Annotated in this window: 26 protein-coding genes; 15 read left to right on the top strand and 11 right to left on the bottom strand. The window is 43.5% G+C overall.

Annotated features, from left to right (window positions below; genetic code table 11):
* Positions 1-5 precede the first annotated feature (5 nt).
* From QE404_RS06850 to QE404_RS06840, 3 genes are all read left to right on the top strand, one after another.
* Positions 6-803, top strand: coding sequence for an SDR family NAD(P)-dependent oxidoreductase (locus QE404_RS06850; RefSeq protein ID WP_307448358.1), 798 nt, complete (start codon positions 6-8; stop codon positions 801-803).
* A 5-nt stretch (positions 804-808) separates the two neighbouring features.
* A complete protein-coding gene (locus QE404_RS06845) occupies positions 809-1552 on the top strand; it encodes an SDR family oxidoreductase (protein WP_307448355.1) in 744 nt (247 codons plus the stop codon).
* 208 nt (positions 1553-1760) lie between these two features.
* Entirely contained in the window at positions 1761-3290 is a 1530-nt protein-coding gene (locus QE404_RS06840; RefSeq protein ID WP_307448350.1) for an FAD-dependent oxidoreductase, read from the top strand.
* A 136-nt stretch (positions 3291-3426) separates the two neighbouring features.
* Here the strand turns inward: QE404_RS06840 and QE404_RS06835 are convergent, their stop codons facing one another.
* Positions 3427-3933: a pyridoxamine 5'-phosphate oxidase family protein gene (locus QE404_RS06835; protein ID WP_307448347.1), complete on the bottom strand. Its 507-nt coding sequence runs from the start codon at positions 3931-3933 to the stop codon at positions 3427-3429.
* Positions 3934-4166: 233 nt separating this feature from the next.
* Here QE404_RS06835 and QE404_RS06830 point away from each other — a divergent pair, with 233 nt between their 5' ends.
* Together QE404_RS06830 and QE404_RS06825 are read left to right on the top strand one after the other, a co-directional pair.
* A complete protein-coding gene (locus QE404_RS06830) occupies positions 4167-4961 on the top strand; it encodes an AraC family transcriptional regulator (RefSeq protein ID WP_307448343.1) in 795 nt (264 codons plus the stop codon).
* 125 nt (positions 4962-5086) lie between these two features.
* The gene (locus tag QE404_RS06825; protein WP_307448340.1) at positions 5087-6037 is read left to right on the top strand and encodes a nitrilase family protein; all 951 of its coding nucleotides are present in this window, start codon (positions 5087-5089) and stop codon (positions 6035-6037) included.
* A 289-nt stretch (positions 6038-6326) separates the two neighbouring features.
* Here the strand turns inward: QE404_RS06825 and pdeM are convergent, their stop codons facing one another.
* The 8 genes from pdeM to QE404_RS06785 form a co-directional block, all read right to left on the bottom strand.
* Positions 6327-6971, bottom strand: coding sequence for a ligase-associated DNA damage response endonuclease PdeM (gene pdeM / locus QE404_RS06820; RefSeq protein WP_307448337.1), 645 nt, complete (start codon positions 6969-6971; stop codon positions 6327-6329).
* 156 nt (positions 6972-7127) lie between these two features.
* Positions 7128-9527 (bottom strand): ligase-associated DNA damage response DEXH box helicase, encoded by a 2400-nt coding sequence (locus QE404_RS06815; protein ID WP_371935236.1) that lies wholly within the window; start codon positions 9525-9527, stop codon positions 7128-7130.
* 53 nt (positions 9528-9580) lie between these two features.
* Positions 9581-11161 (bottom strand): ATP-dependent DNA ligase, encoded by a 1581-nt coding sequence (locus QE404_RS06810; protein WP_307448331.1) that lies wholly within the window; start codon positions 11159-11161, stop codon positions 9581-9583.
* Positions 11158-12183: a ligase-associated DNA damage response exonuclease gene (locus tag QE404_RS06805; protein ID WP_307448328.1), complete on the bottom strand. Its 1026-nt coding sequence runs from the start codon at positions 12181-12183 to the stop codon at positions 11158-11160. Before QE404_RS06805 ends, QE404_RS06810 begins: the two co-directional genes overlap by 4 nt.
* Before the next feature lie 50 nt (positions 12184-12233).
* Complete coding sequence (locus tag QE404_RS06800; RefSeq protein ID WP_307448324.1) at positions 12234-12632, bottom strand: MauE/DoxX family redox-associated membrane protein; 399 nt, start codon at positions 12630-12632, stop codon at positions 12234-12236.
* A gap of 7 nt (positions 12633-12639) precedes the next feature.
* Positions 12640-13155, bottom strand: a complete 516-nt coding sequence (locus tag QE404_RS06795) for a cupin domain-containing protein (RefSeq protein WP_307448321.1) — start codon at positions 13153-13155, stop codon at positions 12640-12642.
* 41 nt (positions 13156-13196) lie between these two features.
* A complete protein-coding gene (locus QE404_RS06790; protein WP_307448318.1) occupies positions 13197-14039 on the bottom strand; it encodes an NAD(P)-dependent oxidoreductase in 843 nt (280 codons plus the stop codon).
* A gap of 123 nt (positions 14040-14162) precedes the next feature.
* Positions 14163-14597 carry a PCC domain-containing protein gene (locus QE404_RS06785; RefSeq protein WP_307448315.1) on the bottom strand — a complete coding sequence of 145 codons (435 nt, stop codon included), beginning with the start codon at positions 14595-14597 and terminating at the stop codon, positions 14163-14165.
* Between the two features lie 634 nt (positions 14598-15231).
* On the opposite strand from QE404_RS06785, the gene QE404_RS06780 reads away from it, so the two are divergent.
* The 4 genes from QE404_RS06780 to QE404_RS06765 all read left to right on the top strand — a co-directional run bounded on the left by QE404_RS06780 (position 15232) and on the right by QE404_RS06765 (position 17586).
* On the top strand, positions 15232-15573 hold the full coding sequence (locus QE404_RS06780) for a helix-turn-helix transcriptional regulator (RefSeq protein WP_307448313.1): 342 nt from the start codon (positions 15232-15234) through the stop codon (positions 15571-15573).
* A 197-nt stretch (positions 15574-15770) separates the two neighbouring features.
* On the top strand, positions 15771-16463 hold the full coding sequence (locus QE404_RS06775) for a DsbA family oxidoreductase (protein WP_307448310.1): 693 nt from the start codon (positions 15771-15773) through the stop codon (positions 16461-16463).
* 11 nt (positions 16464-16474) lie between these two features.
* Complete coding sequence (locus tag QE404_RS06770) at positions 16475-17056, top strand: 5'-methylthioadenosine/S-adenosylhomocysteine nucleosidase family protein (RefSeq protein ID WP_307448308.1); 582 nt, start codon at positions 16475-16477, stop codon at positions 17054-17056.
* Positions 17057-17067: 11 nt separating this feature from the next.
* On the top strand, positions 17068-17586 hold the full coding sequence (locus QE404_RS06765) for a GNAT family N-acetyltransferase (protein WP_307448305.1): 519 nt from the start codon (positions 17068-17070) through the stop codon (positions 17584-17586).
* Positions 17587-17689: 103 nt separating this feature from the next.
* Here the strand turns inward: QE404_RS06765 and pdxR are convergent, their stop codons facing one another.
* Positions 17690-19171, bottom strand: a complete 1482-nt coding sequence (gene pdxR / locus QE404_RS06760) for a MocR-like pyridoxine biosynthesis transcription factor PdxR (protein WP_307448302.1) — start codon at positions 19169-19171, stop codon at positions 17690-17692.
* 66 nt (positions 19172-19237) lie between these two features.
* Between pdxR and QE404_RS06755 the strand changes: the two genes are divergently transcribed.
* The 6 genes from QE404_RS06755 (at position 19238) to QE404_RS06730 (ending at position 24734) form a co-directional block, all read left to right on the top strand.
* Complete coding sequence (locus QE404_RS06755) at positions 19238-19861, top strand: hypothetical protein (protein ID WP_307448300.1); 624 nt, start codon at positions 19238-19240, stop codon at positions 19859-19861.
* Complete coding sequence (locus QE404_RS06750; RefSeq protein WP_307448298.1) at positions 19854-20954, top strand: aminotransferase class I/II-fold pyridoxal phosphate-dependent enzyme; 1101 nt, start codon at positions 19854-19856, stop codon at positions 20952-20954. Before QE404_RS06755 ends, QE404_RS06750 begins: the two co-directional genes overlap by 8 nt.
* Positions 20955-20963: 9 nt before the next feature.
* On the top strand, positions 20964-21584 hold the full coding sequence (gene bioD, locus QE404_RS06745; RefSeq protein ID WP_307448296.1) for a dethiobiotin synthase: 621 nt from the start codon (positions 20964-20966) through the stop codon (positions 21582-21584).
* Positions 21574-22563, top strand: a complete 990-nt coding sequence (gene bioB / locus QE404_RS06740) for a biotin synthase BioB (protein ID WP_307448293.1) — start codon at positions 21574-21576, stop codon at positions 22561-22563. Before bioD ends, bioB begins: the two co-directional genes overlap by 11 nt.
* Positions 22564-22669: 106 nt before the next feature.
* Positions 22670-23947, top strand: coding sequence for an adenosylmethionine--8-amino-7-oxononanoate transaminase (gene bioA / locus QE404_RS06735; RefSeq protein ID WP_307448290.1), 1278 nt, complete (start codon positions 22670-22672; stop codon positions 23945-23947).
* A gap of 79 nt (positions 23948-24026) precedes the next feature.
* Positions 24027-24734 carry a DUF421 domain-containing protein gene (locus QE404_RS06730; RefSeq protein ID WP_307448288.1) on the top strand — a complete coding sequence of 236 codons (708 nt, stop codon included), beginning with the start codon at positions 24027-24029 and terminating at the stop codon, positions 24732-24734.
* On the opposite strand, the gene QE404_RS06725 is transcribed toward QE404_RS06730, so the two are convergent.
* Positions 24727-26571: a chloride channel protein gene (locus QE404_RS06725; protein ID WP_307448285.1), complete on the bottom strand. Its 1845-nt coding sequence runs from the start codon at positions 26569-26571 to the stop codon at positions 24727-24729. The genes QE404_RS06730 and QE404_RS06725 overlap by 8 nt on opposite strands.
* Between the last annotated feature and the right edge of the window lie 48 nt (positions 26572-26619).

The following is a 26619-nucleotide window of genomic DNA, read 5'->3' as shown; positions in this document are numbered from 1 at the left end:
ACCACATGGAACGTAAAAATGAATACGCTCTGATCACCGGTGCCACAAGCGGTATCGGGTATGAGCTGGCCAAACTGTTGGCCAAAAACGGATATGATCTTGCTATTGTATCCCGAGACGAGCAGGAAGTGAATCGTAAAGCCGATGAATTTAAGTCATTAGGTGCCAAAGTAACCGTCATCTGTAAAGACCTTTTCAGTCAGGATCAGGTGTATGCCGTGTATTCTGAGCTGGAAGCGAATGGTATAAGCCCTTCAGTTCTGATTAATGATGCGGGGCAGGGTGCTTATGGCAAATTCATTGAAACCGACTTACGGAAAGAAATCGGTGTTGTCAACCTGAATATCATATCAGTAATCATACTGACCAAACTCTTTCTTAAGGACCGGATAGCAAAAGGCTCAGGAAAGATCCTGAATCTGGCATCGGTAGCCAGTAAGGCGCCGGGGCCATGGCAGTCCGTTTATCATGGAACCAAAGCATTTGTATTGTCATGGTCCGAAGCCATCCGTGAAGAGCTTAAAGATACAGGAATCACAGTAACAGCATTATTGCCCGGACCTACAAACACCGACTTCTTCAATAAAGCGGGGATGAACGAAAGTAAAATACTGGAAGATCCGAGCAATCTTTCTTCCCCGGAAGAAGTAGCCCGGGACGGCTTTGATGCCCTGATGAACGGTGATGACAAAATAATTTCAGGGGTAAAAAATAAAATGATGGTAGCCATGACCAACATTACAACAGACAGTATGGCTGCGCACAGAATGTCAGAAATGCAAAAACCAAAAACAGAAAAATAGATTTTATGAGATTAGAGAATAAATCGGTACTTATTACAGGAGGAGACAGTGGAATCGGTAAAGCAGTTTCTTTACGGTTCGCCAAAGAAGGAGCTGATATCGCCATTGTTTATCACGAAGACAGGGAAAGAGCTGAAGAAGTACAAAAGGAGATTGATTCTATGGGCCGTAAGTGCGTCATAATCCAGGGAGATATCAGCGAACATGAATTTTGTAAGCAGGCGGCAAAACTGGCTGCTGACCAATTCGGGAAAATAGATATTCTCGTTAATAATGCAGGAACCCAGACTCCATGCGATGATATTGAGAAACTGGAGGTAGAAAACATCAGGAAAACTTTTGACGCTAACATCATCGGGATGATTATGCTGACCAAAGAGGTTTTCCCATACCTTACTTCCGGCAGCAGTATCATCAATACTACCTCTGCCACAGCCTATCAGGGGCATGAAGAACTGCTGGATTACTCAGCAACCAAAGGAGCTATCGTGGCATTTACCCGTTCTCTGGCTCTGCAGTCCAAACCTAAAAATATTCGTGTTAATGCCGTTGCTCCGGGCCCGGTGGCTACACCGCTTACCAAAGACACCTTCGGAGAGGAAGAAGATGATCCGAATAAACCGCCATTTGAGAGAAATGCAACTCCGGAAGAGGTGGCATCCAGCTTTCTGTTTCTGGCTTCAGATGATGCCATACAGATTACCGGTCAGGTACTTCATCCTAACGGCGGCATCGTAGTAAATGGATAACATTAATGATACAATAAGAGCTATCATATGAAAACAACAACATTAATTTTGAGTGTCCAGGTTGTTGAGCATAAGCTCATGTACGGAATACGATATATAGGAAGATGATCCAGTACAAACAGAACAATCAGACCTCGCTGAAAAGCTGGTGAATGAAACGATAGGGATCAAGCGTTACTGACCAATTTATAAACCAAACAATATAAGCATGTACAGAGACGGTGCAAGAAAAAGCATATGGCAGGAAGAAATTAAAAGATTTCCTTCCGAAAGTGCGCTGGGACAACTATTTGATGTGGCCATCGTAGGTGGAGGGATCACGGGGATCTCCACTGCCATCAAACTTCAGGAATCAGGAAAGAGGTGCATTATACTGGAAGCTTCCAATATAGGATTCGGAACAACAGGCGGAACAACAGCACACCTGAATGATTTTTTTGATACTACCTATTCCCAGGCCATCAGCGATTTCGGACTGGAAAATGCGAAGTTATTTGCAGGGGCTGGTCAGGAAGCGATTTCCATCATAGAAAACAATATTCGGAAATATGGAATCGACTGTGATTTCATGAGGAAAAAGGGCTATCTCTTTGCACTGGATGACAAACAGCAAAAGGAACTGGCTGATATTGTGGACGGGGCTTATAAAGTAGGGCATGAAATGTTATATACCCATGAAATCCCGTTTCCCATTCCTTTTAAAGAGGCAGTCATGATTCCCAATCAGGCGCAATTCCATCCTGTAAAATATATCAGGGCCTTATGTGAAGCATTTCAGAATGCAGGTGGGGTTATTCATGAGCAATGCCTTTGCGAAAGCCATGATGAACAGAAAGGTTTTGTGCAGCTGAATACGACAAAGGGAACCGTACAGGCTATGCATGTGGTGTATGCTACACATATTCCGCCTGGAATCAGTATCCTTCACACTATGAATGCTCCGTATAGGAGCTATGCGATGGCTTTCAGCATGAAGGGAGAACCTCAGGAAAAAGAATTGGGGTATGATCTCTGCGATCCTTACCGATATTACCGGTTCCAGGAAGTTGACGGACAGCAGCTGCTAATCGCAGGTGGCGAGGATCATAAGACAGGACATGAAGAAGATACCGGAGAATGTTTTTCAAGGCTTGAAAACTATGTACGTGAACATTTTGACGTGGAGACCGTGCATTACAGTTGGTCCAGCCAGTATTACGAACCTTCTGACGGATTTCCGTATATCGGGAAACTTCCGTCCAGCAGTGGCAGAATCTACGTATCAACGGGATTCAGGGGCAACGGAATGATTTTAGGAACCCTCACTTCACAAATTTTGAATGATCTTATTGTCAGCGGGAGCAGTAAATATGAGCATTTATTCAGTCCTTCAAGGATTAAGCCCGTTGCGGGGTTTACGGATTTTGTAAAGGAGAATGCTGTTGTTGTCTTCGATTTTGTAAAAGATAAACTTTTCAGGGAAAAAATCACTTCACTGGCCAAAATTAATGAAGGAGAAGCTAAGGTGGTGACATACGAAGGTGAATCCTTTGCTTTATACAAAGAAAAAGGAGGAACAGTGCATCTGGTAAAAAGCACATGTCCCCATGCGCTGTGCGAAGTCCGGTGGAACAGTGCAGAACTTTCGTGGGACTGTCCGTGTCACGGTTCAAGATTTAATGTAAATGGAAAAGTACTTACGGGACCAACGGTTAAAGACCTTCAGAGAATTGACCCTGAAGAAGGCTCGGAAATTTAATTAAAGCCTGTCTTTTTTACCTCAATGAGCTAATATATCGACCGTGAGATCAGAGAAAATATAAATTTCAATTGATCAATACATAAGAAAAGCAGTGAAAATTTTCACTGCTTTATTTTTGATAAGTGGTATTTATCTATACTGTTGCGTTTCCTTCCACACCATCTGAGTTATCAGCTTTTTTTCCGGTGATAGCTGCTGCTACAAAAGTCAGGATGCTCACCAGTTTTCCGGCTTTTGTATCCCAGTAATAACTTTCTTTTGGTTCTACACGGATAATAGAAACGGTAGGGTCATCTTTTCCGTCGAACCAGGCGTTGGCCTTTTCAGACCATTTATCGTCGATAGTCGCTTTATCTTTGTATACGGTAGCATCCCCGTATACAGAAAGATACTGGTAATCCCCATTGTTCATGAAGAAAAGCTGAACTTTCTTATCTTCCTTGATCTCAAAATTTTTATTGCTGGTATCGCTGCTGATGAACCAAAGGTTTCCTTCTTCATCCGTCTCCTGTAAGCTCATAGGGCGTGAATTGATGGGGGCTTTATCCAGTTCAGTACAGAACATACAGATTTTTGCATTTTCGGAAAGTTCCTTGATTTTTTTGATAGCGTCAGCGTGTGTAAGGTTTTCTGTTGACATAATAGTAATATTTAGTGATTGTATTTATCACTGTACCATTCAAAAATCTGACCAATCGGAAACAGGGGAATGAAAGCGGTATACAATCGGCTGGTATGTAAATCTTTATAATACTTAGTGCATCAGGATAGCTTACTGATCCCTTATAATATATCCGTTAGAAAATTACAGTCAGATTTCAACAGGGTATTTTTAAGAAGATAATCTATCGTTTATTTTGTTTAATTTTGACTATGCAGATTTCCCCGCCAAAGCATTTAGCAGGATTTATTAAACATTATATCTTTCTGGAAAATTCTCAAGAGGACACTAGAAATATGCGTTTGTTTGCCGATGGAAATACAGGATTGATCATCTCGGCTGACATGAACATGCACGATGCGGACGGCAATTGCCTGCCGTTGTCATTTTTTTATGGCCAGCCCACTTCCTATAAGAATATTGGGGCGAAAGGTTCCTTTTCCGTGCTGGCTGTTATTTTCCAGCCTTACTTTTTTAACCTTATTTTCGGTATTGCAGCGAAAGAAATCAAAAATGAGATCATTTCTGCAACAGATATTTTAAAAGATCGCCTGGTTCCATTCCAGGACGCCATGGACAGGAAGTTGAGCCCTCGGTATTTAATTTCTTTACTCAATACATTCTTTACCCGGCTAATTTCCTCAAAAAGCAATCCGGAGCTTTGGATAATACAGCTCCAGCAATATATGCTTCTGAATAAAGGGACTTCACCGATGAAGATGCTTGAGCATTTCACAGGGTATTCCGAACGTCATATTGAAAGGACATTTGAAAGCCATATAGGAACCTCTCCCCATAAATATAATTCGATCATAAGGCTTCATCATTTTTTAAGCCTGCTGAAAAATAAATCGGATAAAGAAAATATGGCAGGCCTGGGCTATGAAGCAGGCTATTCCGATCAGTCCCATCTGATCAAAGAATGTAAAAATATCATCGGATTAACGCCCAGTCAATATATAAAAACAAAAAGCAAGCTGGCCGTCAACTTTATTGAACTGGGCTGAATCCTGCATAACGACCATTCATCAACCTCGTCTATCGTAAGATCTAAAAATGTTTTATCGATTGATTTTCATGTCGGGTTTTTACAATTTTTCAAGATCAGGATCATTTAGTTTTACCTGAAAAAATGGTCAATCTTAAAATTGCTACGGCACAGTTTGAAAACAGGAGCGGCGACAAAGCCTATAATCTTTCGGTCATCGAAAAGCTGAGCGGTGAGGCAGCAGCACAAGGCTCAAAGGTCATTCTTTTCCATGAATGCTCTGTAACCGGCTATACATTTGCCAGAAAGCTCAGCAGGCAACAGATGCTGGACATCGCTGAAATTATTCCGGAAGGGGAAAGCATCCGGAGGTTGCAGGAAATTGCTGCACGCCACAATATTACCATTCTGGCGGGCCTGTTTGAAAAGGATGAGAAGAATAACCTTTTCAAGGCATTTGTCTGTGTGGACAAAAACGGACTATCAGCAAAATACCGGAAACTGCATCCTTTCATCAATCCCTATCTTCATTCGGGAAATGAATACTGCATTTTTGAGATCCACGGATGGAAGTGTGGGATTTTAATCTGTTATGATAATAATATTATTGAAAATGTACGGGCGACAAAGCTTTTAGGTGCAGACATTATTTTTATGCCTCATGTCACCATGTGTACCCCTTCTTCCAGGCCCGGAGCAGGATTTGTGGATCCTGTACTCTGGAAGAACCGGGAAACAGATCCCACATCTTTACGGCTGGAATTTGACGGAATGAAAGGTAGAGACTGGCTGATGAAATGGCTGCCTGCCCGCGCTTATGACAACGGCATCTATGTGGTATTTTCCAATCCGATCGGGATGGATGACGATCAGCTGAAAAACGGCTGCTCCATGATCATTGATCCTTTTGGGGATATCATTGCAGAATGCCGCTCATTTGAGGACAGTTTTGCTGCGGCAGTCATCAACCCTGAAAAACTGTTTCAGGCAGGAGGCTACCGCTATCTTAAAGCCAGACGGCCGGAGCTGTACCGGGACATCATCGGTATGGAACACAAGTCTGAACAGAAAGTCGTTTGGCTGGAACCGGAATAGGAACCGGACTAATTTCTCATCACCATAAAGCTTAGCATTTTTGTAGATATAACGAAAAAGCATTTCAGATGTTTTCTCTTACAGCAATTGTATCGGAAAGGTAATCAGAGCCTTTCCGATATTTTTAATTCAGCTTCAGGCTTTGCTGGAGGTCGATTCAGGAAGTTGACAAAGGAACGATTAATTTTAATAAAAGTCAAATACAGGTTCTATTTCAAAAGATGAATAATGCAACAGGAAGAATTCACGGATTATAAATAAGACCTGACAGCATTACATTACCCTATCTTTAAACTTCATGGATTTCGGAATCCGTAAAAACGAAAAATTTCCCGTTTTTAGGTGTATTCACAGTATCGAGACCGGTAAATTCACTGAAAGCGGGGAGGAGGAGCTGATTCGGCGTCAGCGCAAAACACGGCAACCTGAACCGCCTGACTTTTGAATGGAGCACAATACCGGGATGAATATGTCCTGTTACCTGAAATTTCGGATGTCCTTTTCTGAAATCATGCAGGAATGCAACATCATCAATTTCCAGAATATTCTGTTTAAATTCAAGACACAGCTTTTGTTCCAGGGATTTGGAAATCTTGTCGTGGTTTCCTTCAACCAGATAAAAACAAATATCAGGATATTGTTCCTTCCATGCACAGAACTGGTCTACATCTGAGTTGTCACCGGCATGCAGAAGGTCTCCCACGACAATAAATTTATCCGGCTGAAAATAACTGATCAACTGCGATAAGCGGTCGAGGTCTTTTTTCATCACCTGATCGGAGAGGGCTATGCCGTTTTTCCTGAAATGAGCGGTCTTGCCGATATGAAGGTCTGACAGGATCAGTGCTTTTTGCCCGGGCCAGAACGCGGCCCGCTGATTGGTGAGTATAAAAGTCTGCTGTTGGATGGATATGGGTTTGGTTGCAATATTCATAATCTGGGCTCAACGGTCAGGTCTTCATTTGCATTTTCATTTTTACTGGCCTTAAAATCACCGTTGATAGGATTGCAAAATTAATCATTCACAATAACATCTGAAAGAGCCGGTTCATTGATTTCATATATCTGTATTTTTAAGGCCATCCATGCGTTATCCGCTTCGGTTGGCCTGTTGCAGCAGTCGCTGGATCCTTGCATCCAGGCCTTCACTGGATAAGGTTTGCCTGAGGCTGTCGATCTTAATCGGAAAGCTAAGCGGAGTAAAGGTTTTGGCATATTTAAGAATGATCCTTGAATTTTCGATCCTTCTGAAAGCTTCTACAAGCCTAGGCTCCTGAAGCTGGATATTGAAGACCTCAGTATATGCCTGCCTCACCAGGAAATGGTTCGGATCATGATCTTCAAGGACTTTGAAAATCAGGCCTGCTGAGCTCTGCAGCGATTTGTTGGAGCGTTGTTTCCCTGCATAATTCTGGATGACCATTCCCGAAATAACGGCAATATCCCGGAATTTTCGGCTTGCCATTTCGGCTGCGTTTATGCTGGAGATCACATCTGTCATCAGGTTGTCTCTTGTGAGTATACGGTTCAGGTTCTCTTCATTCAGAGGAATTTCCTTATCACTGAAAAGCTCAAATCCGTAATCATTCATCGCCATGGAAAATGAGATCGGGGCAAGCTTGGAAATACGGTAGGCAATAAGGGCGGCCATTACTTCATGCACGAGCCGGCCTTCAAAAGGATACATGAACAGGTGGTAGCCTTCCCGGTTTTTGATCAGCTCTACCAGAAATTCATCATCTTTGGGTATGTGTGACCGTTCTTCCTGCCTGGCGAGCAAAGGATGGAGGAATTTCAGTTCCTTTTCTGATGCTTTGGGATTCAATGCACCGGAAAGCTTTTCCCTTAAAAATACACTGAGGTTGGAACTCAACGGCAGCCTTCCGCCGAGATAACTCGGGACCAGGGCTTTCCCGCTTGCTGCCCGTACAAATACCGTCATATCTTTAATCATCGCAACTTCCAGGGTACGGCCTGCAAGGATGAATTTTTCATCTTTCTTGAGCCTGGAAATAAAATATTCTTCAATCATCCCGATATAGCCACCGGATATGAACTTTACTTTGAGCATGGCATCGCTGACAATCACTCCCATATTCATGCGGTGAAGCATGGCAATTTTCCGGGAGGTTACTTTGTACAGGCCCTCATCTGTAATCACCACTTTATGGAATTCCTCATAGCTCTTAAGGACACTTCCTCCGATCGTCAGGAATTCCAGCATGCCTTTCCACTCTTCATCATTTATATCCCGGAAGGCAAAAGTCTGTTTGACCCTGCTGTAGACTTCATCCGGCATAAAACCGTCTCCCACGGCAAGCGTCATGAGAAACTGCACCAGAACATCAAAGCATAAAACCTGAGGTTCCCTGGGCTCAATGACTTTCTGCTTTACCGCCTCTTTCAGCGCTGCTACTTCGATCAGTTCCAGGGAGTGTGTCGGGACACAATAGATCCTGGAAGTCTCAAAGGGGGAGTGCCCGCTTCGTCCCGCACGTTGTAGAAACCTGGCCACTCCCTTGGAAGACCCGATCTGGATTACCGTATCTACAGGTTTGAAGTCAATGCCCAGGTCCAGGGATGAGGTGGAAACAACCGCTTTCAGCTTTCCGTTGCTGAGGTTTTCTTCAATCCAGATCCGCAGATGCGCATCAATGGAGCTGTGATGGATGGCCAGTTGCCCGGCAAAATCCGGATAAGCATCCAGCAGCAGTTGGTACCACATTTCACTCTGGCTCCGGGTATTGGTAAAAACAATGGTAGATCTGGAATTCAGGATGATCGGAACAATTTTATCCGCCATTTTGGCACCCAGGTGTCCTGCCCACGGGAGGATTTCAATCTCATCCGGGAAAACCGGCAGGATATCAATTTTTTTATGCTCCTTAGCTGTAATCTTTGCTTTTTTAATGTCATATGGAATGAGGACCTCCATTGCTTCATCCAGATTGCCGATGGTTGCGGTAATTCCCCAGATCTTCAGCTTTCTGACATATTTTTTGAGCTGGGCAATCCCCAGTTCGATCATCACCCCGCGCTTTGATCCCAGTAATTCGTGCCATTCATCGACGGCAATACAGTGCAGGTTTTTGAAAAACCGTTCGTGGTTCTTCTGGGCCAGTAGCAGATGTAGGCTTTCCGGGGTTACCACGAGTATTTCCGGCATGCTTTTCACCTGTTGCTGACGTACTTTAGGATCAGTATCACCGTTTCTTACACCGACTACCCAATCCAGCCCGATCTCATCCATGGCTTCCTGCATCGCTTTGGCAATATCCTTGGCCAATGACCGGAGGGGAGTGACCCAGATCATCTTCAAGCCTGTGCCGTATCGTTCGGGATGGCTTAAAAAATCACTGATGAGCGCAAGGAATACAGAAAATGTTTTTCCGAACCCGGTAGGGGCAATCACCATTCCACTATACCCATTGCCGAATTTTTTCCAGGTATCCACCTGGAATTTGAACGGATAATTCCCTTTGTCCTCCATCCATTGGAGAATGATCCTGTAGCCGTTGGTATCTTCGAATGCAGCCAAGTTATTTATTGTATCAGTTTTTTAATTTCTTCCAGGTCATCTATGTCATTCACTGTCTTATCTTTCCGCCATCTCATAATCCTCGGGAAACGGAGGGCTACACCGCTTTTGTGGCGGTTGCTGAACCCGATGCCTTCAAAGGCAATTTCAAAAACAAGCTCTGCTTTGACGGTACGCACGGGGCCGAATTTTTCAATGGCATTTTTGTTTACAAAACGGCTGACTTCCATAATTTCTTTATCGGTCAGACCTGAATAGGCTTTGGCAATGGTAACCAGCGAGTCGCCGTTTTTTACGGCAAATGTGTAATCGGTATAGTAGGCACTTCTCCGGCCGCTTCCTTTCTGGGCATAGATCAATACGGCATCTATGGTTAGTGGGTTGATTTTCCATTTCCACCAGTCACCTTTTTTCCGGCCGGAATGGTAAGGGGAGTCTTTATGTTTCAGCATCAGTCCCTCACTGTTAATATCCCTGGAGCCTTCGCGGATCAGGTCCAGGTTTCCCCATTCATTAAAATCTACGGTTTGGGAAAGCGTTATATTTTCAGGAGACTGGTTGATCAGCAGTTCTTCCAGCATAGCCCTCCTGGCTGAAATAGGTTTTTCCCTGAGGTCGTTATTTTCAAGTTCAAGAAGGTCATAGGCAAATACTTCAACCGGGATTTCCGACTGCATTTTTTTAGTCAGGGTTTTCCGGTTCAGCCGTTTCTGGAGTTCATTGAAATTTAAAACTTTTCCGTTGCTTACGGCAAGTATTTCCCCGTCAATCACAAAATTGCCTTTCATAGCTTTTACGGCCTCTTCAATTTCAGGAAACTGAGGGGTAACAAGCTCTTCTCCACGCGACCAGATGAATACCTCGTCGTTCCTGCGGATGATCTGTCCCCGGATTCCGTCCCATTTATATTCCACCAGCCATTCGTCCGGGCTCCCCAGGTCCTGAAGGTCTTTTTCCAGCGGATAAGCAAGGCAGAAGGGATAGGGTTTGGAATTATCGGGATTGATGTTTTCCGCAGAGATCAGCTCACGGAAGGAGGCATCTTCAGGCTGCCATTTTCCCATCAGGCTGTGCATAAGCGCACTGGATTCCTGTCCGGAGAATTTTGTCAGCGCATTGATCAGCGTCTTATCTGATACGCCGATCCTGAAGCTGCCGCCTAACAGTTTATTAAAGATGAGGCGTTCCGTATAATCCAGGCCATCCCAGGAATTCAGGACAAATGCTTTTTTTTCTGCGTCTGTTTTCTGCTTTAATTCAAGGATATCTGTCATCCATTCTGTCAGGGAACGGTCTATTTTCTGTGTCGGGGGAGGCAGGATCAGGGAAATAGTCTCTCCGAGGTCGCCCACGGAAGAATAGCTTTCCTGAAACAGCCAGAAGGGGAGCCCGGTAATTTCCAGGGCCCATTCTTTCATATAGTTGGTATTGACGTTTCTTTTTGGCCTTTTTCCTGTGAACAAGGCGATAAACCATACTTTGTCTTCATCCGGGGCACGTTCAAGGTAATCGATGATGGCATCGATTTTAGCATTGGTTTTATTCGTGCTTTCAAGGGCATTGATGAGATCTGCAAAATGTTTCATGGCTGTTCCTTTTGGGTTTCAGAGATTTCTGCTTCTTCCTCATCATCATCGCCATATAAGGTTTCCACCACATCTGCTTTGATTCCGATTTCATTCAGGTATTTTGAAAATACTTCCGTTTGTCCGTGGGTTACGTGGACAATCTCGGCTTCTGTTGCTTTGATAGCCTGCAAAAGCCCTTTCCAGTCGGCATGGTCGCTCATCGGGAAACCGGCATCTGCACTGCGCCATCTTCTGGCTCCTCGTACCTGCATCCATCCGGAACAGATTGCCGTGGCTGCCTCCGGGATTTTTTTTATCACATTGCTATCAAGCAAAGCGGGCGGAACAATGACGATCTCTCCCAGAAGATGTTTCACACTTTCCCTGAAATCTGGAATTTCATATTCGGGTAGATCGATCCCAACAGTCTCAAAAGCTTCGTTTAGTTTACCGATAGAGTAGTGTACATGGATCTTGCCTAATTCTTCCACCGCTTTCATGATCCTTTGTGCCTTTCCCAGGGAATACCCCACAAATACAGAAGTTTTTCCGTTCTCTTTGTTTTTCAGCACCCAACTCTGGAGCTTTTTATTAAGATCATCCACCTCAAGCCAATTATAGATCGGCAATCCGAAAGTACTCTCAGAAACGAATTCATTGCATTTTACCAGTTCAAATGGTGTGCTCAACCCGTCTTCCTGTACTTTATAATCTCCGGAAATGACACTTACATAGCCTTTGTATTCCAGCCGTATCTGGGCAGAACCAATAATGTGACCCGCAGGATGAAGCGACACTTTTACCCCATTGATATTGATAACTTCACCATATTCTACGCTCTGGCATACTATATCCGGACTGATCCGCTGATGGAGGATCGGCTTGGTAAAGTGGTGGCAGAGGTACTTTTTCATTCCCCAACGAGCATGGTCGGCATGTCCGTGCGTTATCACAGCAAAGTCTACCGGCCTCCAGGGATCGATATAGAATTTCCCTTTCGGACAGTAAATGCCTTTATTGGTAAAAGTGATCAGTTTCAAGGTATCATTGATTTTAGTATGATGCTTCAAAAACCTAACCATCGATATAATCAGGTAGAAATTTTATCTGTTGTTTCACCTGAATACCTGATGAAAAACCAGAATAAACCCGCCAGGTAAGCTGAATGCAGCAGCTGTGCTTCTATGGCGGTCCAGTTTTCTATGGAACAGCTTCCCATAATCAGCATACTCATGAGTACCAGGCCTGAGTAGATCGCCAGTTTGCTTTTGTACCCAGTTAGCAGTAAGATACCGATGGCTGCTTCTGCAACAGGGAGAAAATAGCTAAAAGGGACAATCACAACCTCTGGTAGGGCAGATTTTTCCATGGTCTTCACCATCCAGTCGCTGAAAGCCTGAAGCTTCGGGAGCCGTACCAGTCCATGGCCTGCCAGTGATACAGCAATGGGAAGGCGCAAAAAGAAAAAAGCTGTTTTAAAATCTTTCATATTTAAGTTATATCCAAAGTTTAAGTAATCCTCCTGCATTTCCAAGTACCGGGTCCTGTTCGGGAACGGTAACCTGCTGTATACGCAGTACTGCCGTATCATGATTGGATTCTTCAGCCCTGATCAAATCAGGACTTTTACCTTCAGGATAAGCACCCACTACAGTAAAACCATCAGACGAGGAAATGCATTTGTGGGCAACACCGGCCGGAATAACAAGGATATCTCCCGCTTCAATCATGATCTTTTTCCCCGTAGGGCCGCCAAGGCATATTTCTGCCGATCCCTGAAAAACACCCAGGACTTCATGGGTATTGCTATGGTAATGATGGAAAGAGTAGATGGTCCACTTCCAGAAATTATGCCATCCGTTTTCTTTGAAAAGGTGTTCCAGCCAAAGGGCACCCTCTGTTCCACGACCGGAAAAAACATTTCGGTACACCAGAATCGGATAGTTGCTGTTAGGGATCTTTCCGTCATCCCTAAATATATAGGTCTCAGGAGAAATGCTTTGAGGTCTCATGTGAAGTGGATTTGATTGTACATAGCTGAGTTCCGAAGCCTTTAAAGTGTTTTAAGATAATTGATAATGCCAATGACATCATCCTTCCCGAAACCGGCATCATGCGCTGACTGGTAGGTTTTAATCAGTGTCTCTGACAGGGGATAATCAGCACCTGCTTTACGGGCGAGCAGAACATCCTTTAACATCAGGTCCAGGGCAAATGCCGGCTTGTAATTATCTTCAGTAAGCAAAGGGGTTTTTACTTTCGTTGCTCCGCTTCCGCTGGCACTTTCATTAATAATTTCAAGCATATCTTTTCGGTCCAGCCCTAAGCGTTCCGATAACAAAACCGTTTCTGCCAATCCCTGATAAATCGCTGATATAAAGTAATTGACAGACAGCTTGGCAGCAATGCCTTTACCGTTTTCACCAAGATGCTTAATGAGTTTCCCCATTTTCTGAAGGTAAGGTTCTGCCCGCTGAAGATCTTTTTCTTCACCGCCAGCCATTATGATCAGAGTACCTTCTGCCGCAGGTTTGGTACTTCCTGCTACCGGAGCGTCTATAAAAGAGGCTTCCTTCACAATAACGGCAGCTGCTGTGTGGGCTGTTGCTTCCAGGGATACGGTACTCATATCCACGAAAAGCTTTCCTGTAACATTCAGGGAAAGTATTTCTTCATAGACCGCCTTCAGGGCATCATCGTTGGTGAGCATAGTAAAAACAATATCACTGTTCTCAACCAGGTCTGCAATACTGCTGCACACCCTGGACTGTGCCTTGAAATCATCTGCCTTTTCCGGTGTCCTGTTGTATACCGATAGCTGAAATCCTGCTTTTTCCAGGTTTTTTGCCATTGGATACCCCATATTCCCTAATCCTATAAATCCTAACTTTTCCATATTTCACTTTTTTAAATCCTCTTCAAGTTAAAAATTAACATACAGATAACCAAACGGGAGGGTGAAAATTAGTATTATTTTAATATATGAAACAGGTAAGTTAGCGTAAAGGCTGCCGAAAGATCAGTTGCAGAACGGATCGCCGTCGTCAAAGATAGTAATAACGGTTTTAGGAGGATGAATGATAAATTCCATTTTGTCATATACTTTGGCATCAATAAGGCGGCCGGAAAGGCTGGTGTCATTTGAGGTAAGCCTCGCATTCAGGTGAATTTCTGCTGATTCTCCATTATGATTGATGGTACCGGAAATTTCGGGAACTTCCATGATATCTTTTGTAGCCGCATCAATAGCCTTTTTTGAAAATGGATCATGTAAGCGCAAACGGGCCTCCTTAACCAGGCCCATACCCGAAATACAGCCGGAATGAATCTTTTGGCGGATCATAAAATCTTTAAATGCAGCAATAATGCTGATGTTATCTTTTATACTGAGGATATAAGTGCTTTCGATTTTTTGAGCCGTCCAGAAACTGGTATGTAATAGGTGAATGTCCATAATGAGTTATGATTGGTTATTGTTTTTACTATTAATATGGGTTTGATGTGTACTTTTTCTTAACTTTCCCGATTACAACTGATAAAAAAGGTTGTTCAGCAGGATACGTTTCAGAACCTAATAATAAAGAAATAACATTTTACAATAATAACCATAAAAAAGCATACCACAAATCTACCACAAAATATGATGTTATGAATTTTTTTAATGAATTTCGTGTATATATTTAACAAATTAATAAACATTGATCATAATCATAAAAAATAAACTCCGATTAAAATACATTTGTATAATTAAAAAAATAATGACTGTCACATGCTAAAAAATCATCAAAATTAAAGAATTGTGAGGTTTCGACAGGACGCGTGGTACCTATGTGGTATTTTAATTTAACAAAAATCTAATCATTTTTTTTTTCTTTGTCTTCACTTATAATTCCGGAATTTTCATTCCAGAGAGGAGTTAGCTTCAATAACAGATAAAGAAACTAATAGTGATAGAATGTGAAATTAATGTCAGATGAAGTATGTACCCCTTGCCTGTATTCATGAAGAAACAGAAGAGGTATCAAGAGAAAAGCGGATTTATTTTAGAGGATAAAACTGCGAGAACTAGTAGAGATGAGAAAAACATTATGAAAAACGAAAAACCTGAATTCAGTTTGGAAGATTTAAACCAGAAAATTTTTGTTCAAGATGAAATTATTACACTGGCCAAGGACAATTCCCCACGCCTTTTGAATAAATTCAGATTGGTTTATCCAGATTTTTTCAAAAAAATATCTGTTATACAGCCTAATCTTAAGAATTCTGAACTTATTTTCTGTATCTACCTGAAGTTAAATTTAACGACAAAGGAAATAGCGACCTATACATTTGTAACTCCTAAAGCCATCCAGAACCGTAAGAACAGGCTGAGAAAAAAACTTTCTATTCCTTCGGAAATGGATATTTACAAATGGTTTAACGATTTATAGTTCATTATAATCCCGGGACACTGTCCTGAATGTCAGATAAAGAAGGCAGCATAAATCCTTAATACGGATTTGTGCTGCCGTTTTCACTTATTAAAGGCTGTTTTATAGGAAGTGAACATCGGATAACAATTACAATATCATTCGCAGGTATGGAATTTTTGGGCTAAATTTGATATTTTAAATAATGATATCATGGCATGAAAATAGAGATCTGGTCTGATGTGATGTGCCCGTTTTGCTACATCGGTAAAAAGAATTTTGAAGCGGCACTGGAAAAACTGCCGTTCAGAGATGAGGTTGATGTGGAGTGGAAGAGTTTCCAGTTGGACCGGACTTTAGATCCCGCAAAAACCATCAGCACACTTGATTATTTTAAACAGAAAAAAGGTTTTGCCGAAGCGCAGGCCGAGCAGATGATTTCCCAGGTAACCCAGGCCGGTAAAAATGCAGGGATCGATTTTAACTTCAACGATGTTCAGATTACCAATACGTATCCTGCACACAGGCTGCTGCATTTATCAAAAAAGTATCACTGCTCATCTGAAACGGAAGAAGCACTGTTCAGCGCTCATTTTACGGAGGGTAAAAATGTTGCCGATACGGAAGTTCTCCTTAGTATAGCATCATCGGTAGGTATCGACAGGGACGAAGCCAAAATAGCCGTGACATCCCATCAGTTTGACGAACAAATAGATCAGGATTTAATGGAAGCGGAACACCATAATGTAAGGGGCGTTCCTTTCTTTATTCTGGATGGCAAATATGCAGTTTCCGGTGCCCAGCCGACAGCCCTTTTTGAGGATGCCCTTCAGCAGACCTATGAAGAAACAGGATCCGGCAGTCCTTCGGCACAGGGCGGAACCTGTGACACTGATGAATGTAGTATGTAAGATTTTGTACGATGATAAGAATAAATGAACATCTTCATTTTCCCGTTTCGGAAACCCTGTTTGTTTTTGCTCTGGACTCTGAAGCCGGAAAAGAATTTGACCATACCCATAAACTGATCACAGGCATAGGAAAAGTAAATGCAGCAATGGCCCTTACCGAAAAGATTCATAGCAGGAAACCTTCCCTGATTGTCAATCTGGGTTCGGCAGGCAGCAAAGGCTTCCATAAAGGAGAAGTAGTCTGTTGTACAAAATTCATCCAGCGGGATATGGATGTAAGAGGGCTGGGCTTTGCCCTGTATGAAACACCGCTCTCCGGAGTTCCGCCTATTCTAGAATATGGTCTGCCTGTTGATCGGCTGCCTCAGGGCATCTGCGGGACCGGCGACAGTTTTGAGATGAACTATGCCGAAACCGTTTACAATATTGTGGATATGGAAGCATATCCTCTTGCACTGATTGCTCAGAAAGCCAATATCCCTTTTGTCTGCCTGAAATACATTTCTGATGATGCCGGAAGCGATGCCGCAACAGACTGGGCAGTACAGGTACATTTGGCGTCAGTAGCTTTTAAAAAAATATTGTTTGATTAAGTAAACGTGTAATGTCAGTGATCATAAAGAAGGCTTCTGTAGCAGATATCGAAATCTTACAGCAGACAGGAAGGCAGACCTTTGCGGAAACGTTCTCAGAAAGCAATGATGAAGCACAAATGAAAAAATATCTGGAAGAAAGCTTTGCTACGGAAAAAATACATTCCGAGCTCAGCAATCCTGATTCTCATTTTTTTATCGCCTGGGAAGAAGGCCATCCCGTTGGATATCTCAAACTGAATTCCGGGGCCGCCCAGACTGAGCTTCAGGACGGAGCAGCCCTGGAAATAGAACGGATCTATGTAAAAAAAAGCCATCAGGGCAAAAAGATAGGGCAGCTGTTGTACGCAAAGGCGCTTGATGTTGCCCATGAGCTTCAGAAATCATACCTCTGGCTGGGTGTCTGGGAAGAAAATCACAAAGCACTCAGTTTTTACCGTAAAAATGGCTTTTACGAATTTGAAAAACATATCTTCAGGCTCGGAGATAATGAACAGACCGACCTGATGATGAAAAAAAACTTGGAATAATTATTATATTTAAGATCAAATATACCTGCCTGATTCTTTAATCAGGCAGTTTTTTCAGACAAATATGAGTGGTAGCCAAACTGCACAGATTTATTGAAGCTGGTCAGATCAGGTCTGCCGCACATTCTGAGAGTATCCTCACGCTGTGCTCCATCTCCTGTTGATTAAGATTGCCGAAACCTAATCGCATAGCGGTGAGATTCCTGTTCTGGTAAAGCAGCGTTTTGGGAATAAACAGATTATTCTGTGCACAAAGACGGCTGAGCTGCATGAGGTTAACAGGGGCTTTCCATTCTGCCCAAATGGCTAATCCGCCGGACGGCTGCTCAAATTGAATATAATTTCCTAAATATTCTTCCAGCAGCAAAGTGAATGCCTCCTTCCTTTCCCGGTATACTTTAACCGATTTTTTCAGGTATCGGTGAATCTCACCTTCGGCTATCATTTCGCCTAAAACCTGTTCCATCAGGATGTCACCCTGTCGGTCTATAATACCCAAGTATTTGCGCATTTCATCCATCAGGTTTTCCGGTGCAACGATGAAACCCGTACGGAATCCTGGTGCCAGAGATTTTCCGAATGAACCGATGTAAATGACCATGCCGGAAGTATCTGCACTGGCCAGAGGCAGGATGGGGGATTTGTCATAGTGGAAATCATAATCGTAATCGTCTTCCAGAATTATGAAACCGTAAGTTGCTGCAAGGCGGAGAAGCTCCAGCCTGCGCTGTGCGCTCAATGTAACTGTGGTTGGATAATGGTGATGGGGCGTCAGGTAGAGCATCCGCACTTTTTGCCTGCTGCAGATTTCTCGTACAGCCCCCACATCAATTCCTTCGCGGTCCACTGGTACACGGTGTATGGCGACTTTCGACTGCTGGAAAATCATATTAACAGAAAAATAACTCAGTTCCCCTACGAGTACCACATCACCTTCAGCCAGCAGGATCTGAGAAGCGATATAGATGCTCATTTCTGTACTGCGTGTGATCAACAGGTTGTTTTTACTGATGGGAAGACCCCTGGAAAGGTTGAGGTATCTTGACAGGTTTTCTTTGAAGAATTCACTCCCGTCATGATTATACTGGTTGATTTTATGGGCTTTGCGTTTGAGGATAGAGCTGTAAATCCTGGAATGCTGGTCGATCTGTGTCAGCCTGATGTCCGGAATACCATCATTGAAAATGTAGTCACATCCCGACTTTTCAAATGGGTTATCCAGGATACTTGAATGTTTAAAGGTAAACCCGGTTGTTTTAGGGTACCGTTGAAGGTCATTCTTTTGGAAATTTATGTCGGGGTTTTGTGTTTCCGGATCACTTCCATGAACGAAAGTACCTTTGTTAGGCACACTTTCTATCCATCCCTGGGCCAGGAGTTCATCATAAGCGGCAACAATTGTGTTCCTATGTACCGTAAGAAGCTGGCTCATCGAACGTGTACCGGGAAGTTTGGTACCGGCCGGGAGAATCCCTCTTTGAATGGCATTGATCAGCTGGTTGCTGATCTGCATATATACGGGAGCATTAGATTTTCGGTCTATATTAATGAAACTGGTATAAGGGACGGTAACCGGACTATCCATAATGTTAAAACTGGCACTGTTGAACCATCCGGCAATATACTACTTTTGAAAACAAAATAAAAAACTATGGATTTACATAGCCTGTTAGAGAAAATAGTTTCTGACCATACTATTCATGCACGATGGCTCAATACCCTTTCTTTTATGGAAAATGCAGGTGCCAGAAAAATTTCGGCCTGTGAACATGTTTCCGAAGTAAGCCTCATCCAGCTGAAACATGCCGCAGAAGAACACCGGCATGCCTATTACCTCAAAAAGCAGATCGGTAAACTTAATGCTGAACTGTGCATGACCTACAAAAGCCATGAACTGCTTGCGGCTACAGCCACCAGGCACTATCTCCATGCTCTTGATATAAGGGCCTGCCGTTATCTTCTTCATCATTTCAAGCTTAATCCCGATGAATTACGATATGCTGCCTACCTTTTTGTCACGTATGCTATAGAAGTCCGGGCAGACCAGCTCTATCCGGTCTATCAGCAAATCCTTACTGAAAATAATTCGAGAATCATGGTAAAATCCATCATACTGGAAGAAGAGGGCCATCTGGAAGAAATGATCAGCCAGCTTTGTGGATTCTCTGCTGATTGGAAAGACCATGCTGATTGCATCGTAAAAATAGAAGAAGAACTGCACCGTGAATGGCTGAATTCCATCGGCCAGGAAATCACTGATCATCATTATGCTTAAACGTTGGCAGAAAGAACTTGGTAAAAGAATTGAAAACGGTACATTCAGGACGCTTAATCCTAAAGCTGAGGGCATTGATTTTTATTCCAATGATTACCTTGGTTTCGCACGCAGCAAAGATCTGCGAGAGCTCATCCTGATGGAAATCTCACAACATCCTGAATGCCTGTCAGGAAGTACGGGGTCAAGGCTGATCAGTGGAAATACAGCTTACCTCACCGAAACTGAAAAGTATATTGCCCGGCAACATGGCTTTTCATCCGCTTTGCTGTTTTCTTCCGGATACCAGGCTAACCTGGCGCTGTACTCTTCTCTGCCGGGCAGGCATGATATCATCATCGCGGATGAACAGATTCACCGTTCGGTCCATGACGGCTCCAGGCTTTCCTTTGCAAAAAAGATCAGATTCAGACATAATGATACCGGTCATTTAGAGCAAATATTAGAGCAAAAGCCGGGTAATTGCCTCATTGCAGTTGAGAGTTTATATTCAATGGAAGGAGATCTTGCACCCTTAGAACAGATAGCAGCCCTTGCGGAAAATTACGGAGCCGGCCTGATTGTGGATGAAGCGCATGCTTTCGGGGTATTCGGGCATGGATTGGTAGGACAATACGGGTTACAGGACAAAGTCGCAGCAGTTGTTATTACGTACGGAAAAGCTTTAGGAATGCATGGAGCCGCCGTGTTAAGTACCGATCTTATCAGGAATTATCTGATCAATTTCGCTTCACCGCTGATCTATACTACTTCATCCCCGGATGTACAGTGGGTGAGCATTAAAGCCGCTTACAATTTTTTTTCAGAGAATAGGCATATTCAGCAGGCGTTGAAAGACAACATCAGGGTATTCAGGCAGCAGGGATTGGTAACGCCGTCTGCGGCTGACAGTCCGGTACAGGCTGTCATTATTCCGGATATAGAACGACTGAAATCATTACAAAAACATCTGGCTGATTTAGGGTTCCTGACGTATGCTGTGTACAGCCCTTCGGTTAAAGAAGGCACGGAAAGGCTCAGGATATGCCTGCACAGCTTTAACACAGAAGCAGAAATCATCAGGCTTTGCGAAATAATACGGGAATCAGCATAACAAAAAAATATGGAAATTTTTATCACTGGAATCGGTACAGAAGTAGGCAAAACCGTCTGCTCTGCGATTCTTACGGCTTATTATAAGGCAGATTACTGGAAACCCGTACAATCCGGGGACCTCCATTACACCGACAGCATGAAAATCAGAGAATGGGCAGGAGAGGATGTGATCCTCCATCCTGAAACATACCGCTTACAACGGGCAGCATCTCCGCATCAGTCTGCAGCGGAAGAAGGACTGAGCATCCGCCTGAGTGATTTCAGGCTTCCGGAAACTTCACATCCCCTGGTCATAGAGGGGGCCGGTGGGCTCATGGTACCGCTTTCTGACGATGCCCTGATGATTGATCTTATCGCAGAACTGAATATTCCGGTAGCACTGGTCATCAGAAATTATCTGGGCTGTATCAATCATACGCTGTTGTCTATGGCGGCCTTAGCACAATGCCAGATCCCCATAAAACATCTGATTCTCAACGGATCTTTCCCTCCCGATACAGAACGGATCATTCTTCATCACACTGCCAAGGAGACGAGCATAATAAGAATCCCGGATATGGAAAATCCGGACAGAGAATCTATTAATAATACTGCAAAAAAAATAATTATTGAAAATTATGAATACTAAACCATCATTAAGAAACGACTGGACCAAACAAGAAATAGAGGAAATTTACCACTCACCGCTACTACAGCTGGTTTACCGCGCTGCTACAGTACACAGGGAATGGCATAATCCTGAAGAAATACAGATGTCTACCTTGCTGTCCATCAAAACCGGCGGATGTCCTGAAGACTGCTCCTACTGCGGACAGGCTGCAAGATACCATACCAATATCAAAGTCCAGGCACTGCTTTCTATTGAAAGCGTTTTAGAACATGCCAGAAAAGCAAAAGACAGCGGTTCATCACGCTTCTGTATGGCGGCTGCCTGGCGGGAAGTGCGCAACAACAGAGATTTCGACCGGGTTATAGATATGGTGAAAGGGGTGAATGACCTGGGTCTGGAAGTATGCTGTACATTAGGCATGCTCACGGAAGAGCAGGCAGTGAGGCTTCAGGAGGCGGGATTATACGCCTATAACCATAACCTGGACACTTCAGAACAATATTATGAAGAGATCATTTCTACCCGAACTTTTGATAACAGGATCAATACCATCAATAATGTACGGAAAGCGGGTATTACAGTCTGCTCAGGCGGGATTATAGGACTGGGGGAAACTCATGCCGACCGTATTTCCATGCTGCTGACACTGGCCAACATGCCAAAACATCCGGAATCTGTCCCGATTAATGCCCTGGCAAGGGTAGCAGGAACACCATTGGAAGAAAATCCTAAAGTGGATACCTGGGAAATGGTGCGTATGATTGCTACTGCACGCATTGTTATGCCGTCATCAATGGTGAGGCTTAGTGCCGGAAGGATCGAGATGACCGAATTTGAGCAGGCCTGGTGTTTCATGGCAGGAGCCAACTCCATATTTACAGGTGAAAGAGAAACCCTTCTGGTTACCCCGAATCCCGGAGTTTCGGAAGACATGCAACTGCTCAATACGCTGGGCCTGAAACCGATGGGAAAGCGGGAAGAGGTAAGAGTTGATTAATTTTAGATTATAAATTTTGGATTCTGATTTCAAAATCATATCATCTATTTATTACCCATTACTCATCGATCATCAATCATCAATCATCATTTATCATTAGCCATCCATGCTCAATTTACAACAACGAGACACTGCCGTGATCTGGCATCCGTATACGCAAATGAAAACAGCCGGAAAAAGCATTCCCATTACCAGAGGAAAAGGAGTTTACCTGTATGACGAAGACGGAAGAAAATACATAGATGCCGTATCATCATGGTGGGTTACTCTGCATGGCCACGCGCACCCGTACATTGCCCAAAGGGTATCTGAACAACTGCATACGCTTGAACAGGTCATCTTTGCCGGCTTTACCCATGAACCGGCCGTGAAACTGGCGGAAAACCTGCTTGCTCTTCTGCCCGGAAATCAGAAAAAAGCCTTCTATTCGGATAATGGATCGACTGCCGTTGAGGTTGCCCTTAAAATGTGCATCCAGTATGCATTTAATTCGGGCAGCAGGAAGAAAAAAATCATGGCATTCCGGAATGCTTATCACGGGGACACCTTTGGAGCGATGTCCGTAAGCGGCAGGAGTACCTGGACAGAACCTTTCGGGGAGATGTTGTTTGAAGTGGTATTTATAGACCCGCCTAATCCCGGAAATATGAAGGATATCCTATCGCAGATTGAATCTATGGCTAATGATACCATATGCCTGATTTATGAACCTTTAGTGCAGGGAGCTGCCGGAATGCTTATGCACAATCCTGAAGAACTTTCACAGCTGATGAAATGCTGCAGGATGCATGGAATACTTCTGATCCAGGATGAAGTATTTACAGGTTTTGGAAGAACGGGAAAGCTCTTCGCAGCAGATTACCTTACGGAAAAACCTGACATCATGTGTTTTTCAAAAGGTCTTACCGGTGGCACGATGCCGATGGGGATCACCAGCTGCTCAGAAGACATCTTTAATGCTTTCCTTTCGGAAGACCAGCACAGGACCTTATTTCACGGCCATTCATTTACTGCCAATCCTTTGGCCTGTACCGCTGCGCTGGCAAGCATGGAGCTGTTGCTGCTGGAAGAAACACAAAGGCAAATCAGGATGATTACAGAGAAACATGCCCGGTTTGCAGAGGTGCTGAAAAGCCATCCGCTTGCTGAAGAAGTGAGGCAGACCGGTACTGTTTTAGCATGGAACCTCGCATCCGGCCAGGCGGCTTCTTATTTCAGTAATGACAGGCAAAAGATTTATGAAGCATTTCTGGTAAGAGGCATTATCATGCGTCCGCTGGGAAATATCATGTATCTGGTACCTCCGTATTGCATTACTGAGGACAAACTGGAATTTTTATATCGGAATATCCTTGAAGTGCTTGACCTGTTCCAGGGTGGTTAAACAAAGCAATAATACAATGAAATGCCTTGAAAAAGGCTATTGATTGGCGTATTTTTTGAACTTCTGTCTTAAAATCTTTATGCAATCATTACTTCTTCTGCAGCTCAACTTAAAAGAGCTTTTACTCGGACAGGAGGACTGGCCTTTCCTGATTGAAATCGTATTGCGTACCGTCATCATGTTTCTCGCGATTATCTTTGGATTGAGGTTGCTGGGGAAAAGAGGGGTAAAGCAGCTGTCAGTTTTTGAGCTGGTGGTCATCATCGGCCTCGGCTCTGCCGCAGGCGATCCCATGTTCTACAAAGAAGTAGGAATTGTTTCATCCCTGGTCGTTTTTGTGGTGATCATCTTTTTATACAGCGTCATTACCTTTTTTATTGCTAAAAGCAAGAATTTTGAAAAAGTAGTGGAAGGTAAACCAATGTGCCTGATCAAAAATGGAGAGTTTTCCATCGGGGATTTCAGGAAGGAAAACTTTGGTATTGACGAATTTTTTGCTGAATTAAGAATCAATAATATTTCCCACCTGGGACAGGTGGAAGAAGCTATTGTAGAGATTTCTGGTGAAATCAGCATCTTTTTTTATGATCCTGAGGAAACAAAATATGGTCTTCCTATTATGCCAGATTCACTGGATCATCCGTATACACGTGTTCCGTCAGAAGGGCATTATTCCTGCATATTTTGCGGCAATACAGAGCTTAAGACTGCAGGAGACGAAATCCAATGCGGAAAATGCGGAAAAGATGAGTGGGTACAGTCCAGCAACAAAAAGAGGATCAGTTAGAATATTCTTTCAAAAGCTGCCTGTAACTCATCAGGATTGATGATTTGGAGATAAATCCTATAAATACATTGTTGCTGTCTACTACAGGAAGGTTCCATGCTCCTGTAGTATCAAATACCTGTAATATTTCCAGCGGCTTGCTTTCCGGGCTTATCAGCGCAGCCGGAGCCCTCATGATCTGACTGATGTTTTTCAAAAGATCGCTGTTTCCAAATAAATACGGACGGATATCATCAATGCTGAAGATGCCTTTTAAAACACGATTTTCATCAACGACCGCAAAAATATTACGGTCTCCTTCTTTAAGCTGTACAAACAATTCTGGTACGGATATATTTTCCGGTACGGTCTGGGAATGATAGTCAATGAAATCCTCTGTCCTAAGTGAGAACAGTAGGTTTTTATCATGCTCGTTAGTAAATATTTTTCCCTGGTCGGCCAGAGATTTCAGTTCCGGAGAGATAGGAGAGAACCATCTGGCAATCAGATAGGAGATAACGGAAACAATCATGAGAGGGATAAAAAGATCATACCCTGAGCTGGACTCTGCAATCAGGAAAATAGCGGTTAGCGGAGCATACAATACACCGCTCATCGCACCGGCCATGCCTACAAGGATGAGATTGGTTACCGGAACTTCCTCAAACCCTATCTTACGGCAGATCACGGCAAACAAGAAACCTACCGTGCCTCCGGCAAATAAGGAGGGTGCAAAATTCCCCCCGTTTCCGCCGCTGAAAATGGTGATTGATGTGGCAAAAGCTTTCAGGAGTACGATCATCAGCAGGAACATAATGACGGTCCAGTCCGTAATGTCGAAATACTTGAACAGGCTGTTTTCAATGATGGAAATCGTATCGCCGTTGGTAAAATCCTTGACCGTTTCATATCCTTCCCCAAAAAGTGGCGGAAAAAGCACGCAAAGCAGTGAAAGGATGGCACCGCCTACCATTGCTTTACGGAGGCGTGACATATTCAATCCCTTCATAAAATGCTCGACCCTTTGGGAGATGATTACGAAATAGCGAGCATAAAGCCCGGTAACTATACCCAGGATAAGATAATACGGAACATTTTTATAATTAAAAGCTTCGCGGGTATAAAACCTGAAAAGAATATCTTCCTGCAAAAGGATCCTTGATAAAAGGCTTCCGCAGACTGCTGCAACGACCAGGGGAATGAAATCCGTGAAAACAACACCGGTTAGCAGGATCTCAAAAGCGAACATAATTCCTGCAATGGGTGCATTGAATGCCGAAGCGATTCCCGCAGTAGCACCTGCTGCGAGCAGAAGTGTCCGTTCTTTATAGCTTAGCCGGTAAGTTTGTGCATAATTGGAACCTATGGCAGCTCCCGTAACTGCAATCGGACTTTCCAGTCCGGCAGATCCACCGAGCCCTACTGTTATGGCACTCTGTACGATCTGTGAATACATTTTTACCGAAGATACAATGCTTGAATTCTGCGCAATCTCATAGAGGATCGCGCCGATGCCTTTCTTATCCTGTCCTTTGAACAGGGTAAGCACCACCATTGTGGTGAGTACGATCCCAAGGAAAGGAAAGACAATATAGAACAGGATTTGATATTCAAAGTGTACTTTATTAACGATAAAATAATGGATATCATGAACAAGCGTTTTCAGCAGGACGCCCGCAAGTCCTGCAGTACATCCCACAATGATCCCCGATAGGATCAGGAACTGATTCCTGCTTAGCCGGTTGCTCAGCCAGTGCAGCACAAGCTCATAACTGCGTGCCTTTTCCAGTCCGTACTTTTGAAAATCTCTTTTAAATTTAAGAAAGCTCAGATATTTCTTCCTGTTATGAATATTCACCTGCGTAGAATTAGGGTAACCGAATTGTTATAATCAGTAAATGTAAGG

It is taken from the genome of Chryseobacterium camelliae (assembly GCF_030818575.1).
Classification (GTDB): Bacteria; Bacteroidota; Bacteroidia; order Flavobacteriales; family Weeksellaceae; genus Chryseobacterium; species Chryseobacterium camelliae_A.
Note: the sequence above shows the minus strand (reverse complement) of the source record. Positions and strands in the feature narration are given on the sequence as shown.

Bases quoted from the DNA above. Each gene is read 5' to 3' on its own strand.
- QE404_RS06850 (WP_307448358.1), top strand. From the start codon at position 6: ATGGAACGTAAAAATGAATACGCTCTGATCACCGGTGCCACAAGCGGT.
- QE404_RS06845 (WP_307448355.1), top strand. From the start codon at position 809: ATGAGATTAGAGAATAAATCGGTACTTATTACAGGAGGAGACAGTGGA.
- QE404_RS06840 (WP_307448350.1), top strand. From the start codon at position 1,761: ATGTACAGAGACGGTGCAAGAAAAAGCATATGGCAGGAAGAAATTAAA.
- QE404_RS06835 (WP_307448347.1), bottom strand. From the start codon at position 3,933: ATGTCAACAGAAAACCTTACACACGCTGACGCTATCAAAAAAATCAAG.
- QE404_RS06830 (WP_307448343.1), top strand. From the start codon at position 4,167: ATGCAGATTTCCCCGCCAAAGCATTTAGCAGGATTTATTAAACATTAT.
- QE404_RS06825 (WP_307448340.1), top strand. From the start codon at position 5,087: ATGGTCAATCTTAAAATTGCTACGGCACAGTTTGAAAACAGGAGCGGC.
- pdeM (WP_307448337.1), bottom strand. From the start codon at position 6,971: ATGAATATTGCAACCAAACCCATATCCATCCAACAGCAGACTTTTATA.
- QE404_RS06815 (WP_371935236.1), bottom strand. From the start codon at position 9,527: ATGGAGGACAAAGGGAATTATCCGTTCAAATTCCAGGTGGATACCTGG.
- QE404_RS06810 (WP_307448331.1), bottom strand. From the start codon at position 11,161: ATGAAACATTTTGCAGATCTCATCAATGCCCTTGAAAGCACGAATAAA.
- QE404_RS06800 (WP_307448324.1), bottom strand. From the start codon at position 12,632: ATGAAAGATTTTAAAACAGCTTTTTTCTTTTTGCGCCTTCCCATTGCT.
- QE404_RS06795 (WP_307448321.1), bottom strand. From the start codon at position 13,155: ATGAGACCTCAAAGCATTTCTCCTGAGACCTATATATTTAGGGATGAC.
- QE404_RS06790 (WP_307448318.1), bottom strand. From the start codon at position 14,039: ATGGAAAAGTTAGGATTTATAGGATTAGGGAATATGGGGTATCCAATG.
- QE404_RS06785 (WP_307448315.1), bottom strand. From the start codon at position 14,597: ATGGACATTCACCTATTACATACCAGTTTCTGGACGGCTCAAAAAATC.
- QE404_RS06780 (WP_307448313.1), top strand. From the start codon at position 15,232: ATGAAAAACGAAAAACCTGAATTCAGTTTGGAAGATTTAAACCAGAAA.
- QE404_RS06775 (WP_307448310.1), top strand. From the start codon at position 15,771: ATGAAAATAGAGATCTGGTCTGATGTGATGTGCCCGTTTTGCTACATC.
- QE404_RS06770 (WP_307448308.1), top strand. From the start codon at position 16,475: ATGATAAGAATAAATGAACATCTTCATTTTCCCGTTTCGGAAACCCTG.
- QE404_RS06765 (WP_307448305.1), top strand. From the start codon at position 17,068: ATGTCAGTGATCATAAAGAAGGCTTCTGTAGCAGATATCGAAATCTTA.
- pdxR (WP_307448302.1), bottom strand. From the start codon at position 19,171: ATGGATAGTCCGGTTACCGTCCCTTATACCAGTTTCATTAATATAGAC.
- QE404_RS06755 (WP_307448300.1), top strand. From the start codon at position 19,238: ATGGATTTACATAGCCTGTTAGAGAAAATAGTTTCTGACCATACTATT.
- QE404_RS06750 (WP_307448298.1), top strand. From the start codon at position 19,854: ATGCTTAAACGTTGGCAGAAAGAACTTGGTAAAAGAATTGAAAACGGT.
- bioD (WP_307448296.1), top strand. From the start codon at position 20,964: ATGGAAATTTTTATCACTGGAATCGGTACAGAAGTAGGCAAAACCGTC.
- bioB (WP_307448293.1), top strand. From the start codon at position 21,574: ATGAATACTAAACCATCATTAAGAAACGACTGGACCAAACAAGAAATA.
- bioA (WP_307448290.1), top strand. From the start codon at position 22,670: ATGCTCAATTTACAACAACGAGACACTGCCGTGATCTGGCATCCGTAT.
- QE404_RS06730 (WP_307448288.1), top strand. From the start codon at position 24,027: ATGCAATCATTACTTCTTCTGCAGCTCAACTTAAAAGAGCTTTTACTC.